We start from the raw sequence: 15,365 nt of genomic DNA on the forward strand, positions 1-15,365 counted from the left end.
GGCTTCTGTAGCAACGTCAGCCACCCGACCGGCACACCTGGCTCAGCAATATCCGCGACGGCGCTTGGTGTTTTCGATGCGGTTGCGAGCATCTTCTGCGGTCTCGCCGTCGTCGTAGGTCTCGATCTTTGCCTGCCCTCGAGTCCCGATCCGGCCCCAGTTGCGGATGACGGAGACGCCGCCGAACAGCGTCGGCTGCAGCGCAAGCATGTAGAAGCGCGCCATGTTGCGTGCGGGATCCATGCGGGTCAGGTGAAGCGGCGCGTCGTCGTCCTCGGTCATGAGCCCGAGTCTCGTTTTGTTCTCGTCTCCTGTCCAACGACAGTTTGGAATCGATGAGCGCTGATCGATTCATCCGAATGAAGAATGGCACGGTCGTGAATGGATCACGCCGGGAAGTGGCGTTAGGGGGGCAGGCGGCTTTACTCGCGGGGATCCCAAAGTCGGCTTGCGCCGCCTTTGCCATTCTGTGACAGATCCTTCTGGAATGATTTCTGATCGTCAGGCGAGAATCTGGCGACGTCCGCTGATGCGAAAGATGGGTGGGAAACGGACCGGCAGATGTCGGACGGCATCGCAGGGAAAGCGGCCCATTACCCAGGTTCAGACGTACTTAAATAGAAGATTTAGGTAAAATTCCTGTACTTTTCGATCGAAAGCATTTTAAACTACAAATCGCAAAATGCATTCTATTCAAAATGGCACGCGCTCTTCGCCGAAGTGATTTATGATTAGCGTGTCTGCATCGGGGTGGATCAATGCCGAAGCCAAGGGTATTCGTCAGTTCGACATTTGTCGACCTCCGCTATGTACGTGAAACAGTCGCAAACTTTATTAACGAAATGGGGTACCAACCTACTCTTTTTGAGAAAGGAGGGATCGGCTTTGACTACCAACAGCCGTTTGATGAGTCGTGTTACGAGGCAGTAGAAGCGTCCGATATTCTTGTTCTTATAATTGGCGGCAGGTATGGAAGCAAAGCTTCCGATGCAGAAATGAAGAGCCGACTTAATAAGTACAACTCGGTAACGAGGAAGGAATACATCAGGGCAAGGGATATTGGAATACCGATATATATTTTTGTAAATTCTGATGTCCTTTCAGAATATAAAACATTCAGCAACAATAGGAAAAATAAAACAATTAAGTATAGCCATGTGGACAATCCACTCATATTCGATCTTATTGACGATATTTTTAGGCAAAAGCTTAATAATTACATAACTCAATTCAACGACGCCGACGATATTTGCAAAGCATTGCGCGATCAATGGGCATCTTTTTTACAGATTCAAATAAAAAGGCGGGCGAGAAGTGAGCGGCCTGATACCGTAAAAATGAATGCATTTAAACTATTCTACTACAGAAAGCGGAGTGGAAAGACAATCATTCAGCTTGCGTCTATTATCGGCTGCGAGACGGACGTGCTTTCAGGGCTGGAGCGTCTCAAATATAGTAAATCGGAATTCACTGGTTACCACGTTAGGTACTTTCCGCAGTGTGACTTTACGTTGCTTGCGAAAATCGAAGCGGCGCTCAATTGCGTTGGAAAGCTGGTTGCCGGTCAAGAGGATGATTTTTTAGCTCTATATCTAGAGTACTATTTGCAGAACCGTGGAAATATCGCAAAAACGCATAAGCCACGTCATCCAATGCTCAACTTCTCAACTAAGGTCGTAATCTTTGACTTCGATGGTACGATTGCTATGGGTGAACAGGGTAGGACGACATGGGAGAGTTTGTGGGTTGCACTTGGTTACACCGTAAATGATTGTGCCAAATACCATAGCCAGTTCCGGAAGGGCCTATTGAAGCACGAGGAATGGTGCGCTCTGACGCTTAATGAATTCTCGAAAAAGGATATGACAGTAAAACACCTACATGATGTTGCGCAAAGCCATAAAATAATGACTGGCTTCACTGAGGTGGTCGACATTCTATACTCAAGAGGAGTTAAATTGTATATCTTATCAGGCTCCATTCGGGAAATAATTCAGCTGTCAATTGGCGCTCTAACTTCTCGATTTGATGAAATCAAAGCTAATGAGATGAGGTTCGACGCCGCTGGGAAACTTGAAAGAATCGACGGAACGAAATACGACTTTGAAGGCAAGAAGGATTTTATAAAGCGTATCGTCAAGGAACGAAGCTGTTCGCCTATGGACATTCTTTTTGTAGGAAATGCAGGCAATGATGCGTGGGCTAGTCAATCTGGAGCTAGAACACTCTGTGTCAATCCGACATCGACCGATCCAGACAATCCGAAGCAATGGACCTATAGCATCAAGATCATGAGTGACATGCGGGATATACTCCCGTACACAAATTAAGTCATGGCTTTGGCTGCTCTAAGGCTGACAACAGATTCCTACATCGGCAGGACGGATATCATTCAGGAGAGATAATCGGATCAGTGGATTATCCTCCGCTGGCCCCAACTCTGCAGCCCCACGTATCCCAAATGAACGCAGGTCTTAGGCTATCGCTAAGCCAAGCCGGATGGCTACAATGAATCGAATCCGCCGGTCGGTGAGCAATCGCTACCCGGGCAGGTCCGGCATGGCGCCGTACCTGACATTCCACACCCAGGATGCCATCCCGCTTTCCTCGGCGAGGGCCTCGCGAGCCTGGCCATAGGCCTCGTCCGCGTCTTCGGGCACGATGTACATGGCGATCGGCGGCGCGCGGTCGGGACGCAGCACGAGGCTGGCCATCGGCGTGGAGCGCGGCTGGTTGTAGCGCAGGCTTTTCACGAAGCTCGCGCCGCGCAGCGTCAAGGCGCCGAGCAACGCGAGGTCATAGCGGCTGTCGAATGGAATCCACCGATCGGTGACGACCATCAGAGCGATCTCCTCGACCCCCGCAATGCCCGCGGCGTCGATGCTGAAGGTTGCCGCTGCGATCAGGTGACTGCCTTCTGTCGCATTCCACAGCGCCAGTTCCGTTTCGAAGGCCCGGTTCATGCGACGATGAAGGTCGTCCGGCAGCATGAACGGGAAGCGCGGCGCGTGCTTCACGGTCATGCGGGCGCCGACCCTTGCCGGAGCGACCTCCTTCACCTCGCCGATCAGCAACGCCAGGGACCGGCGCTTGCCTTGCGACCGGACGGTCTTGCTGAGGAACGTGTCGCGTCGCGCGACGATCTCGGTCTCCTTCTCGGCGTCGAAGAATTCCGGGATGTAGAGCATGTCCGCCAGCCCCTTGCCCTTGGCGGTTTTGCCCTCGGCCGCCTGCAAGAGGTATTTCCGGATGACCGCCCAGTTGCGGCGCTTCTCCATGGCCGGCCGCCAGCGATTGAACTCTGCCTGATCCCAAATGAAGTGCAGGAGGGCGCGCATGGACAGGCGCGAGCCGTCGGTCTTCACGCTGTCGGCCTCGGCCGCGTTGCGCGCAGCCTCGGATGCGTTGCGCCCGGCCAGCTTCGTCAAACTGAACCCGAGCTTTAGCTGCGTCTCGCCAGTCTCCTCGCTTTCGACGATGGCCTTGCCATCGACCTCGCCGAGCCCGGACAAGGCTGCCGGCACCTCGTAGGAGTCGCAGTCGATGCCATGACGGGCGCCGCTCCCCGGCATCCGCTTGAGGAGATGACCTTTGCCGCTGCGGGCGACATACATCGGCACGCCGTCCGGTTGGCAGAGGCAGAGGGGACGCTCGCCATTGTCGAACGCTTCGCTCAGTCGCCTGGCGAAGTCGCTCGCGTCGACCGTCACGTCCGATCCCCCGATCCTGATCCGCCTCATCGTCTTGCCCCTCTTCGCGTCATCCCCGATCTCCCGTCCTGCCAGCGAGGTTTCGAAGGCGTGCCGGCCATCGATGTCATTTCCCGAGGCGCCGTCACGATCGGCCACCGTCACACCAGCCAAACCTCGGCCCGTCCCAGCGCCGCGCCAGCCCTTCCTCGACGAGCGTCTCCCCGAGCGACCTCTCCGAGCGCACGACATTGCGCAGCTTGCGGCCGTAGCGATCCTGATCCCGCCAGCCCGATGTCATCGAGAACGATCCGGCATTCAGCAGGGTGACGAGGCGGTCGCGCGCCGCTTCGCCGGCCTGCTTTTCCCCGGGGCATTCCGGCTCGGAGATCTCCGGCGCCTCGATGTCGGCGATCCGGACTTTCTCGCCCTTGAACCAGAAGGTGTTGCCGTCGATGACGCAGTTGACGCGAACCGGACCGAAGCAGAGCGAGAAGATCGCGGCGTACTGATCCGATCGCGCCAGTCGGATCGGAATCGTTCGAAACTCCTCCTCTCGTTGGACGACCTTCTCGGGCCGACCGAAGCCGTCGCCGTAAGTGATCCACATGCCGCCAAGCGCGGCCAGGGTGACGACGGCGAAGGCGATATACCTCGTTCTCATGATCTTCCTTCCGGATGGAATCTGTTCCGTCCGACGAGCGGTTTCATGTCTTTGCGCCGGAACCAGATCGCGCGCCCGCAGCGCAGCGGCCCGTGGCCCTGGACGATGACGATCTGCTCGTCCTTGCGCATGGACTGGGTAATCTCGTGCGGCATGATCAGGGGCCGTCGCTGGAAGTTGACGCTCTCGGATCTGCTGGATCCCTTGCCGGTGTTCCAGCCGACATTGCGCGAGCGGCCCTCGACCTCCACCGTCATCTCGCCGCATTGGGCCGAGACGTTGCGGGCGGTGTCGAGCGCCTTGATGGCGGCATAGGAGGCAAAGGCGCAGCCGTCGATCCAGGAGGTCGCGCCGTCGCGTCCGAAGTGCTTTTCGAGCTGGCCGACGGACTGGTACATCAGCATCAGCGTGATGCCGTATTTGCGACCGCGGTCGCGCGCCTCTTCCAGCATGCGCATGTAGCCAAGGAGATCGACCTCATCGAGCATGAAGAGCGCGCGGCGATCGAAATGGCCGTCGGCCTGGGTCATGGCGTTGATCAGCGAGCCGATGATGACGCGACCGATACCGGGATAGCTGCGCAGGATCGAGGCGGGGATGTTGAGGAAGACATCGACGTTCTTCGTGACGATGTCGGAGGACTGGAAAGCCGCGCCGCAGACGAGCGCTGCGTAATTCTCCAGCGACAGCCATTGCGTGTCCTTGGAGGCGGTCGAGTAGACGCCGGAGAAGGTCTGCTCGGTCATGTTGGTGAAGACGCCGAGGGTCTCGCGGATGAAGGCGCTTTGCGACGTCTCCTGGATGTCGCGCAGCATGGCGAGAACGGACGGCTCCGGCTCGGACACGATCTGGCGCAGGCTTCGCAGCGTGCGCAGGCCGTCATATTCCGGGGAGAGCATGACATGGGCGAGAAGCCCGGTCAGGAGGTTGTGCGCCTGGTTCTGGAAGTAGGAGCCGGTGGAGCTTTCGATGCGCGAGCTTTCTGAAAGCAGCATATGCGCGACGGCGACGATATCCTCCTCCTTGGTCTTCGACGTCTCGATCCAGTCGAGGACGTTGAAACCCATGACGGGGTTCGCGGGGTCGAGCACCTTGCAGTCGCGCTTGAGGGTGCGGTTGCGGTGTTCGACGACCATCGGCGCGACCTCGGTCGAGGGATCGAGGCAGATGACGGGCCCCTTGTAGCGCAGCGCCGTCGGCACGACATTGCTCGTGGTCTTGAAGCCGCCGGAGCCTGCGAAGAACAGCATGTGGGTGGAGTCGAAGTCCTGTTTGTAGGTCAGCAGGCGCCCCGTGCCGCCCTTGCCCCAGGTCGCGCGATCCGCGGGATCGAACGGCACGTCGCGAATGGTCTCGCGATCGACACGGGCGCGCTCGCCGACGACGATCTCGCCATCGGGCGGAAACACGCGCGCGGCCTCGCGCAGGGTCATCCAGTCAGCATCGCCGAAGATGCCACGACGGGCGCGTTTGACCGGGTCGGGAACGACGACGGAGAGGCGTGTCGTCAGCGCGACGATCATGAATCCGACGATGGTCCCTGCGACCGCGAAGGCATCGAGATAGGGAAGCACGTCCGACCATAGCATGCCGCCATCGACGACGGACGGTGACAGCCGCCCGAACTCGCGAAGCGCATAGAAGCTGGCGACACCCAGCCAGCAGATGAGCGTCATTATGGCGACGGGTTTGCGCTTGTGGAGCGGCAGAACGAGGACCGTCAGAAGACCGGCGATCGACCCGAACAGAAGGTTCGGCAGGGGCGCGGCCCGCTGAAACCAATAGGAGGCCTGTGGATCGAATTCGACGGCCAACGTCTCCCATCGCGTCGCGGTAATGCCAAGCGTCGTAGCGGTCACCAGAAGAGGCACCAGTGCGGTCGCAACGGCCACCAGCGCTTGCCGCTTGAGCCTCCACCGCCGCATCACACCCCTTCCCTTCCGGAAGCCCTTTTTTCCTCGCTTTCCAGGGTCTCCTGCGTGTCCGCGTGAAACGCCTTTCGTCCGACAGCCGAAAGCCGCCGATGCGCGGCCGTGTCCGTCCCGATGGCGGCAGCCTCCATGAGGACGCCGAGCAGAAAGGCGCGATCGGCCTCGCGCAATCCCGCTTTCACGACGAGGCCGCCGAGGGTGATCTTCTCGCGTGCGTCACGCTTGCGCTCGTCGGTCATCGCGTGACGGCGCTTGCGTTCGAGGTGGAGAATGCGCCGATCAATTCGGATCACCGGATGGGCCGTGAGCCTTGGGTCCATTTTTGCGAAACCGCGCGGCCATCTCGGCGAAGGCAGCGTCCAGCGCATCGTCTGGAATGTCGAGTTCGGCGAGGCCTGCCTTGATGGCCGCCCGGGCGAAGCGCTCGTTGTCTTTCAAGATGACTTGTTTCCGACGTTCTCGAAGCCGTTCGATTTCTGCGTCGATATCGGAAACCTTTGATGCGCGGCGCGATGGCTTAGTCTGCATGTCAATTCCGTTCAGCGTTGGTTGATTTAAAGAGACCGGAATGAGATAGTAAAAAACGGCTAAAGCTGCAAGCGATTAGCTTGCTGTGAGAGGTCGAGCCCGAACGGGCTCTTCCCGAGAGCGGCATCGGGCCTTCGGTCCGATCTGTTCGAGGGCGCAATATACGTCGGCGTGGCCGACATCTTTAGGAGGAGCGATCGCGTGGCGATCATGTTCGTCAGGGCGCAGGTGATCGGACGGGGAGCGGGACGCAGCGTCGTCTCGGCTGCCGCCTATCGTCATCGCACCCGGATGATGGACGAGAGGGCCGGCACCCAGTTCCGCTATGAGGGCGGTGCGGCCGAGCTGGTTCACGAGGAACTGGCGTTGCCGGCGGACACGCCGGCCTGGCTGCGCCAAGCGATCGAAGGGCGGACGGTCGCCGGCGCCAGCGAGGCGCTGTGGAATGCGGTCGAGGCGTTCGAAACGCGCGTCGACGCGCAGCTGGCCCGCGAGATGATCTTCGCACTCCCGGAGGAGCTGTCGCGCAAGGAGAACATCGCGCTGGTGCGCGAGTTCGTCGAACAGAACCTGACGCGCCACGGCATGGTCGCCGACTGGGTCTATCATGACAAGGACGGTAATCCGCATGTCCACCTCATGACGACGCTGCGACCGCTGACCGAGGAGGGGTTCGGCGCGAAGAAGGTCGCGGTTATGGGCGAGGACGGCAAGCCGCTGCGGGTGGTCACGCCGGATCGTCCGAACGGCAAGATCGTCTACCGCCTCTGGGCGGGCGACGCCGAAACGATGAAGGGGTGGAAGCTCGCCTGGGCGGAAACCGCCAACCGGCATCTGGCGCTCGCCGGTCACGACATTCGCATCGACGGGCGCTCCTATGAGGAGCAGGGGCTGGAGGGTCTCGCCGGCAGGCATCTCGGTTCGGCGCGCGCCGCGCTGAAGCGCGACGGTCGCTTGGCCTTTTCCGCACCAGCAGAGATGGCCCGACGCTTTGCGGTCGCCGACCGGATCGCCGCCGATCCGGGCATTCTCCTGAAGCAGCTCTCTGGCGAGCGCTCGACCTTCGACGAGCGCGATATTGCCCGCGCCCTTCATCGCCATATCGACGATCCCGCGACCTTCGCCAATGTCCGCGCCGGACTAATGGCGTCGAGCGATCTCGTGACCTTGCGCCCGGCCGAGCGGGAGCCCGGAACGGCCAAGGTCTTGGCGCCCGCCGTGTTCACGACGAAGCACATGCTGCGCACCGAGTTCGAGATGGGGCGCTCGGCTGATGCGCTGTCGAAGCGCGGCGGTTTTGCCGTTTCGAACAAGACGATTTCTCGCGCCGTCAAGGAGGTCGAGACGCGCGATCCCGATCGCCCGTTCCGGTTCGATGCGGAGCAGGTGGATGCCGTGCGCCATGTCACGGGCAAGGCCGCGATTGCCACCGTCGTCGGTCTCGCGGGCGCCGGCAAATCGACGCTTCTCGATGCCGCGCGGATCGCGTGGGAGGCCGATGGCCGGTGTGTCCTCGGCGCGGCGCTGGCGGGCAAGGCGGCGGAGTCGCTGGAGCAGAGTTCCGGCATCGCCTCGCGCACGCTCGCCTCCTGGGAGCGATCCTGGTCGAACGGCCGCGACCTTCTCGGCAAGGGCGACGTTCTCGTCATCGACGAGGCCGGCATGATCGCCTCCGAGCAGATGTCGCGGTTTCTGAAGATCGCGGAGGAGGCACAGGCGAAGATCGTTCTCGTCGGCGACGCGATGCAGCTCCAACCGATCCAGGCGGGTGCGGCGTTTCGTGCCGTAGCAGCGCGTGTCGGGCATGCGGAGCTCAGCGGCGTCCGCCGTCAGCGCGAGGATTGGGCGCGGGAGGCCACGCGCGCTTTTGCCCGCGGCGATGTCGAGGACGGACTTGCCCGTTACAGCGCCCGCGGCCATGTCGTCGAGACCGATACGCGCGAGAATGCCGTTGCCCGCATTGTTGCGGACTGGTCGAGTGCCTGGGCCGAGGCGAAGGCGAAGGCTGCGGGCGAGGATCGATTGCCTTCGGGCGACGCGCTCCTCGTTCTCGCCCACACCAACGATGACGTGAAGGCGCTGAACTCCGCCATTCGGACTGTGCGGATCGAGCAGGAGGAACTGACCGCGTCTCGCACGTTCGCGACGGAGCGGGGAGCCCGTGACTTCGCCGTCGGCGACCGGATGATCTTTCTGGAGAATGCCCGCTTCGTCGAGCCGGCCGTGCAACATCTGGGCTTGCAGACCGTCAAGAACGGCATGCTCGGCACGGTGCTGTCGACCGGGGACGACCAGCGCCCCGATCTCCTGACCGTGCGGCTCGACAGCGGTCGCGATGTCTCCTTCTCGACGCAGACCTATCGCAACATCGACCACGGCTATGCCGCGACGGTTCACAAGAGCCAGGGCGCGACCGTCGATCGCACCTTCGTGCTGGCGACCGGCGGCATGGACAAGCACCTCGCCTATGTCGCGATGTCCAGGCACCGTGATCGCGCCGATCTCTACGCGGCGGCGAAAGACTTCCCGGCCGATCTGTCTCCGGCACGATCGCCGCGTCCCGATCATGCCACCGGCGTCACCGGCGTTCTCGTCGAAACCGGCCTGGCGAAGTTCCGCGACGATCCCGACTTCGAGCCATCGCCTTATGCGGATCTGAAGCTCCCCAACGGACGCAGCAATCGTCTGTGGGGCGTCAGCCTTCCGGACGCCCTGGACAAGGGAGGGGTCGATATCGGCGACACCGTCACTCTCACCAAGGATGGCACGGAGACGGTCGTGAAGACCGTGCCGGTCATCGACGAGGAGGCGGGCGTCAAGCGGTTCGAGGAGCGCGCCGTCGAGCGCAATGTCTGGAGCGCCGTTCTCGTCGAGAGGGGATCCGAAGATGTCGATCTTTCCATGGATGCGGACGTCGTCGCCTATCCGGCGATCTTCCCGCCGCTCGTTGATCGTCTCGGCCGGTCCGGCGAGAAGACGACCACGCTCGACTTCGAAAACGAGGAAACATACCGCGCTCTGATCCGGGATTATGCCGATCGCCGCGGCGTCGACCAGGTGATCGACCTCGCCCGCGATATCGAAGATGGCATCCGGGTTCAGGTTGGACGGTTTACCGCCCGTACCGAGGAAGTGACCGATCAGCCGACCGCCCTTTCACCGTCGGCGTCCATGACGATCGGCGGGCCGGCGGCCAGCGGTGCGGTCGCGGCAATGTCGGCGAAGGGTCGTCCGGAAGGGGAGGGTGCTGATATGACGGAGGGTGCCGCGTATCTGCTGGCGCCGGTGAACCGCTTCGAGCGGAGCGTGGACAACGATGCGCACGCAGCGCAGCGCGGGGCATCCGCGTGGAAGGAGCGCGATGCCGTTCTGTTGCCCCTTCTCGTCCGGATCTATAACGAGCCGGAGGCAGCGCTCGCCCGTCTGGGCGATCTGGCGACAAGGCCGGAGACCGACCCGCGTGCGCTCGGCGAGCAGATGTCCGTCAAACCTGAGATGCTCGGTGTGGTCAGGACGGATGTGGCCACGAAGGAGCGCGTCTCCGTCGTGGCAGACCTTGCGGTTTCGGCACGAGCACTCGCGACCGCCTTCCGTGCCGACGAAGGTCGATTTATCGCCCGCGAGGAGCGCCGGCGCAGCCATATGGCGATCGGTGTGCCGGCGCTGTCCGAGGCCACAGTCGCACGGCTAGACGAGATCGAGGCGATCGGCCGGGCCGGGGGAGCGGGTGCCTACCGGACGGCCTTTGCGCTCGCCACCGAGGATCGCCGTATCGTGCAGGAGATCAAGGCCGTCGCCGAGGCGCTGACCGCCCGTTTCGGCTGGAGCGCCTTCACCGACAAGGCGGACGAGACGTCGAAGCGGATCGTGTCCGAGCGCATGCCCGACATGCCGGAGGCGGACAGGGCAAAGCTCGAGCAGCGCTTCGCCGCTATCCGGCGCTTTGCATCCGAGCAGCATTTTGTCGAGAGGCGCGACCCAAGCCGTATCGTCGCTGCGGCCGCGCACGATCCCGTTTCCCATCGTGACGACGGTGGTTCCGCCGCGCTTCTTCTTCCGGCCGTCACCGCCTTCCCCACGAGTGCCGAGGAGGAGGCAAGGACCCGTGTGCCGGCGTCCCCACTCTATCGTGCCGAGCGCGATGCCCTGGCCGGGGCCGCCACGCGCATCTGGCGCGACCCGCAGGCAGCCGTCATTGCTATCGAGGAGAAAGTGCGCGCAGGCACCAGTCCAACGGCGCTCGAGGCGGACATGGCTACCCGACCGGCGACGTTCGGCACCTTGCGCGGTTCGGATCGCCTGGTCGACCGGCTGACGGGGCAGGGACGAGAGCGTAAAATGGCCGTCGCCGGCGCGAAGGACGAGGCCTGGAAGGCGCGCTCGCTGGCACAGGCCTTCGCAACCGTGGTCGCCAGCGAGACCAAGGCAATCGAGTCCGAGCGGAGCCGCATGGGTGTGCCGGTTCCAGGTCTCTCCCGCACGGCAGAGGCCGAGTTGAAACGGCTTGTCACGCTTGTGTCACGCCAGCCCAAGGGCTTCGATGCGGCGGTTCTGGCGCTCACGCCGACGATCAAGGCGGAGTTCGCCGCGGTTTCCAAGGCGCTCGACGCCCGCTTCGGCCGCGGCGCCATCGGCCGCGACGAGAAGACGGCCATCGCCATGGTGCCGCCGGCGCAACAGGCTGCTTTCAGGGCTTTGCAGCCGCAGCTTCGCACGATCCAGCGCGCGGTGGCTGCGGACATCGGGCAGGCGATCGCGAGCGAGCGGAGGCTCCGCGCGATCAATCAGGCGCGAGGCATCGATCGATGACCTTGGTCCGGCGGCCGACCGAACCGGAATGACGAACTCGAACAACGAGCACGAGATAGGGAGACACCCATGACGGAACAGGCAACGGACTTCGACGCGATCGTGCGGGCTGATCTCGCGATCGAGATCATGAACCGGGGGCGGGGGCTCATCTCGGCCCGGCTTCACGACATCGGCGACGGCGATCCGGCGGAAACCGAGCGCCTTCGGTCGCGTCGGCGTGATCTGCTCGGGCTTCAGCACGGCGTCGTCGTCGGGATGCCGGAGACCGTCGAGCCGCTGATCGCGGAGTGGGGGCCGAGGGTCCGGGACGAGGAGCGGTTCTGGCGGGAGCTCTGACCCATGCCCGAGCCCCGCGAAACCCACATCCTGACCCCGGCCGAGAACGAGCGCATCTTTCGCGCCGACATCGCGCCGGACTATTTGCCGGGCAATCTCGCGCGTGCGGAGCGCCCGACGCTGATCGTGCTCGGCGGCCAGCCCGGCGCCGGCAAGACCGCAATCCTCACCTCCAGCCAGCGTGAGCTCGCCGAGACCGGTCCGGCGGTTCGCATCGTCGGCGACGATCTGCGCGCCTATCATCCGTCCTTCGCCGTCCTGCAGCGCCGTGACGCCGAGACCGCCTCGCAGTTCACGCAGGCCGATGCGGGACGCTGGACGGAAAAGCTGCTGGCGGAAGCGCTGAAGGCCCAGGTCCATGTCGTGTTCGAGACCACGATGCGCACGCCGGAGGCCGTGGCCAACATCATGAAGCTTGGCCGCGAGGCCGGCTATTGTGTCGAGGCGCGGGCGGTTGCCGTCCATCCGCGGGTGAGTTGGCAGGGCTGCCATTACCGTTTCGAGGAGATGCAGCATGCCGGCGAGCCCGCGCGCATGCCGCCGCGCGAGGTGCATGATGCAGGAGTTGGCGGCGTCGTCGCCAGCCTGAACAGGATCGAGGCCGAGAAGCTTGCCGATCGCATTCAGATCCGCCTGCGCACCGGCGATATCGTCTACGACAATACGCTCGAGGCCGGGCAATGGCGAAAGCCGGCCGAAGCTGCCGCCGTTATGGAGCGCGAGCGCGGGCGTCCGCTGGTACAGGGCGCGATCCAGCGCTTTGCCGACGACTGGAGCCATGTGCTCGCCCGCATGGCCGAGCGTGCCGCGCCCGACGAGAAGCGAGCCACTGTCGAGTTCCAGGCCAAGGAGGACGTCGCGCATTTCCGGACGCAACGGCGCGATGCCGACATGATGGAGGGCAGGACCCGCGGCCGTTTCGTGATGGAACGCGCGCCGGACGCGCTGGCGTTGTTCGTGGAGCTTTTCGAAAATGCCGTGCGGGATGCCTCGCGCCGCCCGATCGGCAATGTCGAGGCTCACGCGGCCGGTCGGCTGGCCCAGACCTATACCGCCCTGAAACTCGTCGAGGTCGCGCGCGGTCTTGGGCTGCTGCCGGAGGACGGCAAGTTCATCGCGACGCGCGCGCTGGTGCAGGACAAGCGCGCCAGTCGGGAGTTTCCGGCCGCGCATCGCATGCCCGCCGATCTCGCCGTCGAGACCGGGGACGGCGCTCGGACCCGTCTCACGGATCTCTTCACCGTGCCTCTCAACCGCATCGCCATCGACCGGGAGGTGTTCGCCCCGACCGACCGGATGTCGCGGATCGCCAACGTGGCCGACGCCTGGATGGAAGGGGCCGGCATGCGGGCAAGCCTGGCCAGAGGCGCAAACGCCGTAGCATCCGGCGTGATGTCAGCCGGCGAGGCGATGACGCGGATCGTCGAGCCCGGCTATCGCGAGGCTGCCGGTCGCGCGCAGGAAAAGCTCGAGCGCAATGTCTCTGTCATGGAGCGGGCGGCATTGTCCGCGATGATCGTCGATGGCCAAGGCCAGCCGGCGCGACAGATGCGCGAGGATCTTCGCCTGCGGGCACAGGACATTACCCACCGCGCGACAACCAAGGCGATGCTGGGGCAGGTCCTGTCCGAGACCGTGCGCCAGGACCGGCTCGATCCGTCCCGGCAGCGGGAAATGGACGAACTCGTAACCGGTGTCGCCGACAACGAACGCAAGCTTGGCGCTGGATACCAGTTGCGGCCCTCCGGGGAGCGCGTTCCAACCTCCGGTGTTCTGATCCCGGCCCGCGAACTGCCGGACCTCACGGAGGGCGAGATCGGGCATAGGCTCGACGCATCGGCTCGGCTCGAGAAGAAGCGCGGTGAGATCGAACGGCTGGCACGGCTTGTCTACGGGGAAAACTCGCCCGTCGCGTCCGTCACGCGGCAAATCGGATCTGCCTCCCAGGGAGCCGCCGTCGCCGAGGATGTGCGGACCGGCAAGCTCGGACCCTTGGCGGGTGAGGGTGGGGGGTGGTTTCGGTCGGAAAGTCCGGAGCGTCAGACCGCGAAGGCGCATGCGCCGCAACTGGCCGCGGCTCTTGCGGACTATGGGCAGACGATTGAGTTCGAGCGACATCAGGTTTTGACCGCGCATCGCGAGGAGCAGCACCGTCAACGGAAGGAGGTCAAAGCGCCGTCGGCAACCCTGGCCGAGGTGCTTGAGGCGCGCCCAGATGATCAGTCTCGCCGGTTGCGGGAAAGCCCGGATCTCAGAAGTGAGCTTTCCGGCCTGATGCTCGCGTTAAACCGGCGGCTTTCTTCCGAGGAGCGCTCGGCTTTGCTCACAGGCGATGTCGGTCAGATGTCAAAGACACTCGGCGTGGCGGCGGAGCGAGTGGCGGGCATTCGCCTGGTGCAGGTTCGAGGCTCGCAGGCGCAACGGCAGATGCAGAACCAGAACCAGGTCCAGCAAGTCTCACGTGTTCAGGCCGCACAGAATTTGTCGCTAAAACGCTGACGGTATTGAACTGCGCCGAGTTTTCCGCAGGCTCCCACTTCTCACCGGGGCTGCGACAAATTCGGGTACGGATCGCCGGCGCCGGACCCGATGGAAACGCGAAGGACTAAGGCCGCAGAACATCGTCGACCACATTCGCATACCAGAGCTTGCAGAGCCGAATGATGTCGGGACCGAAGTGCCGGCCCCGAAACGCTACGCTCATGCCTGCCTCCCACTCGCAGCTGAAGGCCTGAAGTTCGTACCCTCATCGACCGTTTGCAACGGAGTCGGCGGGGATATGCTCGTCGTCGCACAGCCGTGCCCGTCGGACTGCTCGGCACCCCGTAATCGCCATCGAGATTGCGTCAGACCTCTTATTCAAAGCCGGTTCACAAATGGGGCTCGCGGATCGCTGCCCCGGCGGATGTCAGTAAGATGCAGAACCAGAACCAGGTCCAGCAAGTCTCACGTGTTCAGGCCGCACAGAATTTGTCGCTAAAACGCTGACGGTATTGAACTGCGCCGAGTTTTCCGCAGGCTCCCACTTCTCACCGGGGCTGCGACAAATTCGGGTACGGATCGCCGGCGGCGGACCCGATGGAAACGCGAAGGACTAAGGCCGCAGAACATCGTCGACCACATTCGCATACCAGAGCTTGCAGAGCCGAATGATGTCGGGACCGAAGTGCCGGCCCCGAAACGCTACGCTCATGCCTGCCTCCCACTCGCAGCTGAAGGCCTGAAGTTCGTACCCTCATCGACCGTTTGCAACGGAGTCGGCGGGGATATGCTCGTCGTCGCACAGCCGTGCCCGTCGGACTGCTCGGCACCCCGTAATCGCCATCGAGATTGCGTCAGACCTCTTATTCAAAGCCGGTTCACAAATGGGGCTCGCGGATCGCTGCCCCGGCGGATGTCAGTAAG

10 protein-coding genes are annotated in these 15,365 nt (G+C 62.8%); 4 read left to right on the plus strand and 6 right to left on the minus strand.

What is annotated here, in order from left to right:
- Positions 1–42: 42 nt before the first annotated feature.
- Positions 43–282: a WGR domain-containing protein gene (locus tag C8J36_RS20175; protein ID WP_132537136.1), complete on the minus strand. Its 240-nt coding sequence runs from the start codon at positions 280–282 to the stop codon at positions 43–45.
- 476 nt (positions 283–758) lie between these two features.
- On the opposite strand from C8J36_RS20175, the gene C8J36_RS20180 reads away from it, so the two are divergent.
- Entirely contained in the window at positions 759–2,330 is a 1,572-nt protein-coding gene (locus tag C8J36_RS20180) for a DUF4062 domain-containing protein (RefSeq protein WP_132537137.1), read from the plus strand.
- Between the two features lie 210 nt (positions 2,331–2,540).
- Here the strand turns inward: C8J36_RS20180 and C8J36_RS20185 are convergent, their stop codons facing one another.
- The 5 genes from C8J36_RS20185 to C8J36_RS20205 all read right to left on the minus strand — a co-directional run bounded on the left by C8J36_RS20185 (position 2,541) and on the right by C8J36_RS20205 (position 6,812).
- Entirely contained in the window at positions 2,541–3,740 is a 1,200-nt protein-coding gene (locus tag C8J36_RS20185) for a DUF1173 domain-containing protein (RefSeq protein WP_132537138.1), read from the minus strand.
- 94 nt (positions 3,741–3,834) lie between these two features.
- Positions 3,835–4,353, minus strand: coding sequence for a thermonuclease family protein (locus C8J36_RS20190; RefSeq protein ID WP_132537139.1), 519 nt, complete (start codon positions 4,351–4,353; stop codon positions 3,835–3,837).
- On the minus strand, positions 4,350–6,278 hold the full coding sequence (traG, locus tag C8J36_RS20195; RefSeq protein WP_132537140.1) for a Ti-type conjugative transfer system protein TraG: 1,929 nt from the start codon (positions 6,276–6,278) through the stop codon (positions 4,350–4,352). Before traG ends, C8J36_RS20190 begins: the two co-directional genes overlap by 4 nt.
- Complete coding sequence (locus C8J36_RS20200) at positions 6,278–6,523, minus strand: conjugal transfer protein TraD (protein ID WP_132537225.1); 246 nt, start codon at positions 6,521–6,523, stop codon at positions 6,278–6,280. The genes traG and C8J36_RS20200 overlap by 1 nt, the downstream gene beginning before the upstream one ends.
- 40 nt (positions 6,524–6,563) lie before the next feature.
- Positions 6,564–6,812: a TraC family protein gene (locus tag C8J36_RS20205; RefSeq protein WP_132537141.1), complete on the minus strand. Its 249-nt coding sequence runs from the start codon at positions 6,810–6,812 to the stop codon at positions 6,564–6,566.
- 201 nt (positions 6,813–7,013) lie between these two features.
- Here C8J36_RS20205 and traA point away from each other — a divergent pair, with 201 nt between their 5' ends.
- The 3 genes from traA (at position 7,014) to C8J36_RS20220 (ending at position 14,459) form a co-directional block, all read left to right on the plus strand.
- Complete coding sequence (traA, locus tag C8J36_RS20210; RefSeq protein WP_132537142.1) at positions 7,014–11,621, plus strand: Ti-type conjugative transfer relaxase TraA; 4,608 nt, start codon at positions 7,014–7,016, stop codon at positions 11,619–11,621.
- Positions 11,622–11,690: 69 nt separating this feature from the next.
- A complete protein-coding gene (locus C8J36_RS20215; protein WP_132537143.1) occupies positions 11,691–11,960 on the plus strand; it encodes a hypothetical protein in 270 nt (89 codons plus the stop codon).
- 3 nt (positions 11,961–11,963) lie between these two features.
- Positions 11,964–14,459 (plus strand): zeta toxin family protein, encoded by a 2,496-nt coding sequence (locus C8J36_RS20220; RefSeq protein ID WP_132537144.1) that lies wholly within the window; start codon positions 11,964–11,966, stop codon positions 14,457–14,459.
- Positions 14,460–15,365 lie beyond the last annotated feature (906 nt).

Source organism: Rhizobium sp. PP-F2F-G48, assembly GCF_004342335.1.
Classification (GTDB): Bacteria; Pseudomonadota; Alphaproteobacteria; order Rhizobiales; family Rhizobiaceae; genus Ferranicluibacter.

What these genes read in the sequence shown, in the direction of transcription:
- C8J36_RS20180 (WP_132537137.1), top strand. Translation starts at nt 759, where the DNA reads ATGCCGAAGCCAAGGGTATTCGTCAGTTCGACATTTGTCGACCTCCGC.
- C8J36_RS20185 (WP_132537138.1), bottom strand. Translation starts at nt 3,740, where the DNA reads ATGAGGCGGATCAGGATCGGGGGATCGGACGTGACGGTCGACGCGAGC.
- C8J36_RS20220 (WP_132537144.1), top strand. Translation starts at nt 11,964, where the DNA reads ATGCCCGAGCCCCGCGAAACCCACATCCTGACCCCGGCCGAGAACGAG.
- C8J36_RS20200 (WP_132537225.1), bottom strand. Translation starts at nt 6,523, where the DNA reads ATGACCGACGAGCGCAAGCGTGACGCACGCGAGAAGATCACCCTCGGC.
- C8J36_RS20215 (WP_132537143.1), top strand. Translation starts at nt 11,691, where the DNA reads ATGACGGAACAGGCAACGGACTTCGACGCGATCGTGCGGGCTGATCTC.
- C8J36_RS20175 (WP_132537136.1), bottom strand. Translation starts at nt 282, where the DNA reads ATGACCGAGGACGACGACGCGCCGCTTCACCTGACCCGCATGGATCCC.
- traG (WP_132537140.1), bottom strand. Translation starts at nt 6,278, where the DNA reads ATGCGGCGGTGGAGGCTCAAGCGGCAAGCGCTGGTGGCCGTTGCGACC.
- C8J36_RS20205 (WP_132537141.1), bottom strand. Translation starts at nt 6,812, where the DNA reads ATGCAGACTAAGCCATCGCGCCGCGCATCAAAGGTTTCCGATATCGAC.
- C8J36_RS20190 (WP_132537139.1), bottom strand. Translation starts at nt 4,353, where the DNA reads ATGAGAACGAGGTATATCGCCTTCGCCGTCGTCACCCTGGCCGCGCTT.